General features: G+C 44.1%; 5 protein-coding genes. 1 reads left to right on the top strand and 4 read right to left on the bottom strand.

What is annotated here, in order from left to right; genetic code table 11:
* The coding region (locus tag NTX75_00285; GenBank protein MCX5814667.1) for a hypothetical protein at nucleotides 1-235 on the top strand (235 nt) is incomplete at its 5' end.
* A 31-nt stretch (nucleotides 236-266) separates the two neighbouring features.
* On the opposite strand, the gene NTX75_00280 is transcribed toward NTX75_00285, so the two are convergent.
* The 4 genes from NTX75_00280 to NTX75_00265 all read right to left on the bottom strand — a co-directional run.
* The gene (locus NTX75_00280; GenBank protein MCX5814666.1) at nucleotides 267-602 is read right to left on the bottom strand and encodes an HU family DNA-binding protein; all 336 of its coding nucleotides are present in this window, start codon (nucleotides 600-602) and stop codon (nucleotides 267-269) included.
* A 1,072-nt stretch (nucleotides 603-1,674) separates the two neighbouring features.
* Complete coding sequence (locus tag NTX75_00275) at nucleotides 1,675-1,914, bottom strand: hypothetical protein (GenBank protein MCX5814665.1); 240 nt, start codon at nucleotides 1,912-1,914, stop codon at nucleotides 1,675-1,677.
* A gap of 205 nt (nucleotides 1,915-2,119) precedes the next feature.
* The gene (traL, locus tag NTX75_00270) at nucleotides 2,120-2,389 is read right to left on the bottom strand and encodes a type IV conjugative transfer system protein TraL (protein ID MCX5814664.1); all 270 of its coding nucleotides are present in this window, start codon (nucleotides 2,387-2,389) and stop codon (nucleotides 2,120-2,122) included.
* Between the two features lie 62 nt (nucleotides 2,390-2,451).
* A partial coding sequence (locus NTX75_00265) for a PKD domain-containing protein (GenBank protein MCX5814663.1) occupies nucleotides 2,452-5,046 on the bottom strand: 2,595 nt, incomplete at its 5' end.

The following is a 5,046-nucleotide window of genomic DNA, read 5'->3' as shown; positions in this document are numbered from 1 at the left end:
GACCCGGGAAGAACGGGAAGTCTTCAAAGATATTATACAGGAAACAAAGGATCGGGAAGAACAGATTACACAGTTTTCCCAGCAGGTCAAGGACAGCTATATAAGGCTTTTTGCAGAAATAAATATATTTTTTGAGAAAACTGCTATTCCAAACAGAACCTTAGCGCAAACTCTTGACGAGATGGAAACCAATTATTTGAGATCCCTTCCTGCCGATAGATTCTACCGGGAATAGACTTATACCTCCTCCCTTTTTACATAAAAACTCACTTTGTGATATTTCTTAAAAAAAGAAAGCGGACCCGAAGGCCCGCTTCGCTTGAATTTATTTCTTCTTCGGTTTGGCCGGTGCCTTCTTTACTGCTTTCTTGGCTGCTGCCTTTCCGCTGACCGCTGCTTTTAATGCTGCACCTGCTGCAAACGCCCTTTCTTGCCTTCCTATCAGCAACTGAGAATGTGCCAAAACCTACGATTGTTGTTTTCTCGCCCTTCTTGAGCGCTCCTTCAATGCAACTGATGATTGTCTGGAATGCTCCTTCTGCAACTTTTTTTGTAACTTTAACATCTTCTGCTACCTTTGCTACAATTTCTGCCTTTGTCATTTCCAACTACCTCCTTGAATATGTTTGAATATATCTATGATTATCAGGCAAATAGACTTTACCTGTTGGGTAGACTATTGCAGAAACAGTCATCTACGATGAATTATTAACATAACTCTCAATAATGTCAAGGTATATTTGCTATTTAAGATAATATAAACCAATAGTATCAGACATGAGCACACTCTCTTGAACGTGAGTAAGCTCTGGGCAACGATGTACATATATGATTGGTTGGGGAATGAGATGCTGGTGAGTTCTAATTATATTGTGTTTCATCTGCAGGATCTGTGTATGCATCTGAAGATGACACTTATCTTTCTGTTTCTGTCCGGTGTATCTGAAAAAAGTTGGTTCCGTTTATAAAGATATCCAAATAACAATAACTATATTAATAACAGCAGAAATCCTAATGGCAAAAGGGGTTTCTTCGTTTAGGCGTGCTGCTTCTCCGGCAACAGTCGTTGATTCATATGGGAGAAATAATCAGCCACACTTGTTTCAGCATCCTACTTCGCATGTATATATGGACGGAGGCGTTCCCGTCTCCGATAAGAAAAATGGGAGAAGAGGCAGGATATTTTAAAAATATTACGAGACTGTTACCCACAAAAACATGTTGAAAAGTTGATGATTCTGACATTTCAAGATAATCTGATCCATCTCTTTCGGTAGATGTTGATGGGAAAGGGATTTGTTGTATACCCCACTTCTTTCTGCGAGAGGTGGGGTTTTTACCTTGATGGACACAAAAGGGGTATATTGACTATATTGAATATTGGGATAGTAAAGTAAACTGAAAGATTTGATGTAATCAAAGACACATATTTTTACTGCTTCAATTGCATAATCAACAGATACATATCCCGTGATAGAATTCCGTAATATCAGTCTTTTGTTTAATGGGTTTTATCAGTTCATGCCGGATAGTTCGGCATTTTTAAATCTGTAACGATAGTGGCCTGGGGTTTGTGTTGTATTTTTCTCATGTCTCTTACACTTGCTTACCCCTTTGATGAGACAATCGTTATCACTGAGATACTCCCGAACAATTTCTCTAATCTCTGCATTATCATCCACTATAAGTAGTAGAAGTGGTATATCCTTCCTCGTCGGGCCCCCTAAATCTCTCCAACATCTGCTCCCCTATTCTTTCAAACAACATTCTTCTTGCGACTTCTGATATCGTTACCTGATCCTCGTGCACAATGCTGCCATTCGCCTGCTCTTTTTCGGCAACCTTTGCTTTAGCCCTCAAACTCATTGTGTAACTTTTTATAACGGTGCTAATCTGGAAATCAGATATTGTCATACCACCACCTATTGTGATTATCGGACAATATTTTTAAAACTTAAGCTAAATTCAACCCTCTTTATCAAAATAATATGCATAGGCGGGAGGTGCCGCCTTGTATTTCATTTTTTTTGGTGGTGTAAGTTGTTACGAATAGGCAGTGAAACATTTTCATATCTTACATGTAGGAAGCCAATAAAACCCACAACAATTTTCAATCAGCCTATTCTGACAATTCTCTGATGTAACTTTTCGGGCAATTTCTCAATGGTATGAATCCATGCCAATACAGGAAATGTATCATCACGCCCTCTGAACTGTTTTTCTTGATCTTCCTCAGGATATAGGCACATATGAAACCCACAATCCCAAGAGCAAAAAGCATGTTGACCATGATGCCTATAAATACAGTGGCGGAGATAACAACAATTTCATCTACTTCCCAAAAGAAAAACGTCATCGGATCATCAATATTTCTGTTTATCATCACCATAATCAACTCCATCTTTTAAAATATCAGTGGGGTGTTTACGCTCCCCACTGATATTAGCTATTTTACCTTGTAACCGTAATCTCTTTTCTAAATTCGGCTTCTGCGCCAGAATCGTCCGTCGCTTTAAGACCGATGTTGTATGTGCGTGTCACCGGCGCCTTGAATGATATGTTACCCGAACTATTCCTGTAGTCCCTGCCGTCGTCCAGATTCCATTTGTATGAAGAAATCCTTCCGTCCGGGTCAGTGCATTTTGCCTTCAGGGACACATTGCCCGTAACCAATATGTGGTCGATGGTGCAAGTCGGAGGTTGATTCGGAACCACCGTAATATCGACCGAATCTGTCGCAGTCGCGCCGCTGCCCATAACAACCGTAAAGGTAACGGTATGATCGCCCGGTTCACTGAAGGTAGCCTTCATGTATTCAGACTTGGTGTTTTCAACGGCAACCCCGTCTATCTTCCATACATGGCTTTCAAGCCTGTCAAGTGATGTTTTCCCTGCTATGGCGCTTCTTATGTAGATATCGAGCGGAGCCCGCATGGTCTTGTTTGATGCAGAGACTTTGAAGCCAAGCTCTATAAGAGACGTGCCAGCGGTTATCGTCACATTGTCCGTTATTGTATTGTCATACTGGTCTGTCGCGGTCATCGTTACATTATATGTGCCTATCTTCTTGAAAAGGTGGTGGACAATTGTATTGGTGGTCGTCAGTGTTTCTCCATCACCGAAATTCCAGTTGTAGGCTATGCGGTACTGAAGTCCCATGATCTTTTTAACCGTGTAATCAATCTTGAACGTCACATTATATGGCCCTAACCCTTCCGTCTTTTTCACATTAATTTTCGGAACAGGGAAGCTGTAGCCCACTGCCGTGATTTTGAACTGTGCCGTTCTTAACGTTTCTTCCCTGTGACCATCAACCCATCCTTCGCATTGCAGGGTATTTGTTCCTTCTGCTGTCGGGGTCATCGTTACCTGTCTGCCATCAACAGTAGAGTTATCCGGGAGCGTCCATCTCGTAAGGATATTCAGGCCGCTAAATTTTAGTGGTATCACGGCGGTATAGGTATACTCTTCACCAACCCATACTGCCTTCTGCCCCGATATACTGACGGGGATTCTGGGAAAGTCGACTGCATTCACAACATGCTTTATCGTTCTTACCGATTCTGTCCCTGCGAGGGTTGTTTCCACCTCTAACTCATATTTTCCCGGAGCCGTGAAGATTATATTCAGCGTATCCCCTGCCGTTTCCTCTCCGTTGTGTCGCCATTTTACCGTGCATTTTGCAGAAGTCAGACATGGCGCCGTTGCTTTATATGTGTTTTCTGCATCAATGTACACAGTTCTGGCGCCCGTTACGACAGGAATTACGTTCTTCTCTCCTATAACTTTGACCGTTTTTTTCACCTCTATTCTTCTCGTAGATGATTCTATCAACGATGCCACTAACCGTACCAACATTGTGCCGTCCCTGTTGGCTGTGATATTTACTGAACCGCCGTTTGCTACCGGCTTGTTACTGCTGCCCTCCAGCCAGTCAAAAGCCAGCGTCCCCCAGGGGGGCGTATTTCCCTGAACAGTACATGTGAACGTTTCGTTTGATATTACTTCTTCGGGGCACGTTACCTCCGCTGTAATCGGATTGTCCAGGACATTGACCTGCATTTGCCTGTTCGTCTCTATCGAGGGCGATTCCATGATGGAGGCTTTTACTGTAACGGTTTTTACACCTGGGGTATCAAATATAATATCGGTGGTGGATGCTGACAGGGCACTAATCTGCCCATCGACGGCGTTCCACCGGAGTTTCAGTGTACCGCCCAGTGTTCCGGCGCTTACGAAGCAATTCACCGGCTGCCCCAGATACACCTCTTCGTTACAGCCCACGTTGTAAATTGTAGGGGGAACCACCACGGTGATGTTTGCCGCCTTCTCGATAAATATAAACGGAGCCTCAACGAGATACATCTTTACCCTGGCGAAATGATTACCTCCAGTGCTAAACGCTACAGTTGCCGTAGCCGTGTTGTTTGCGCCTACTATGTTGCCGCCCGAATCGGTATTCCACAGAAAAGCAATTTCCCCCCAATTGGAGGACCCTATGGCAGTACAGCTTAAAACCTGACTTTCGGAACCTGCTTCGGGACAGTTCACTGATAAGGTAAGGTCTGAGCCATTTATTGTAAGTGTTTTGTTTGATGTGGCGAATACCGACACATCCTCATCGATGTAAGTCTTTACGCTTACCGTCTTCACCCCTGCGGTTGTAAAGGTAACCGAAGTTATGGCATCAGTGGGTGTTCCCGCGCTTCCGCCCGGCACGGTCCATGCGTACTTGAGCGTGCCGGCTGCTGCCGAGGCGGATACAGTGCAGGTGCCTGACTGCCCGGTATGAAGAGAACCGGGACATGACACACTGTTAATAGTGGGAAGCTGATAAGTAAACGTTGCCGAGATCGTATGAGAGACTGCTACGTTGTTGAATGTATAGGTACTGACTGCACCGACAGAAACGCCGTCCACGAGGACATCAGCTACCTGATAGCCCGTAGATGGGGTTATTGCATAGTTCTGAGAGGTGCCCTGATTCACAGTGATTGCACCAGAAGGAGTGATTGAGCCGTTTTCGCCCGCTGATGCAGTGATGGT

It is taken from the genome of Pseudomonadota bacterium (assembly GCA_026388315.1).
Lineage (GTDB): Bacteria > Desulfobacterota > Syntrophorhabdia > Syntrophorhabdales > Syntrophorhabdaceae > MWEV01.
The sequence above is the reverse complement of the archived record's forward strand: the minus strand, read 5'-3'. Positions and strand labels throughout refer to the sequence as shown.

Excerpts from the sequence above, each read along its gene's own strand:
- NTX75_00280 (MCX5814666.1), bottom strand. The coding sequence starts at position 602 with ATGACAAAGGCAGAAATTGTAGCAAAGGTAGCAGAAGATGTTAAAGTT.
- NTX75_00275 (MCX5814665.1), bottom strand. The coding sequence starts at position 1,914 with ATGACAATATCTGATTTCCAGATTAGCACCGTTATAAAAAGTTACACA.
- traL (MCX5814664.1), bottom strand. The coding sequence starts at position 2,389 with ATGGTGATGATAAACAGAAATATTGATGATCCGATGACGTTTTTCTTT.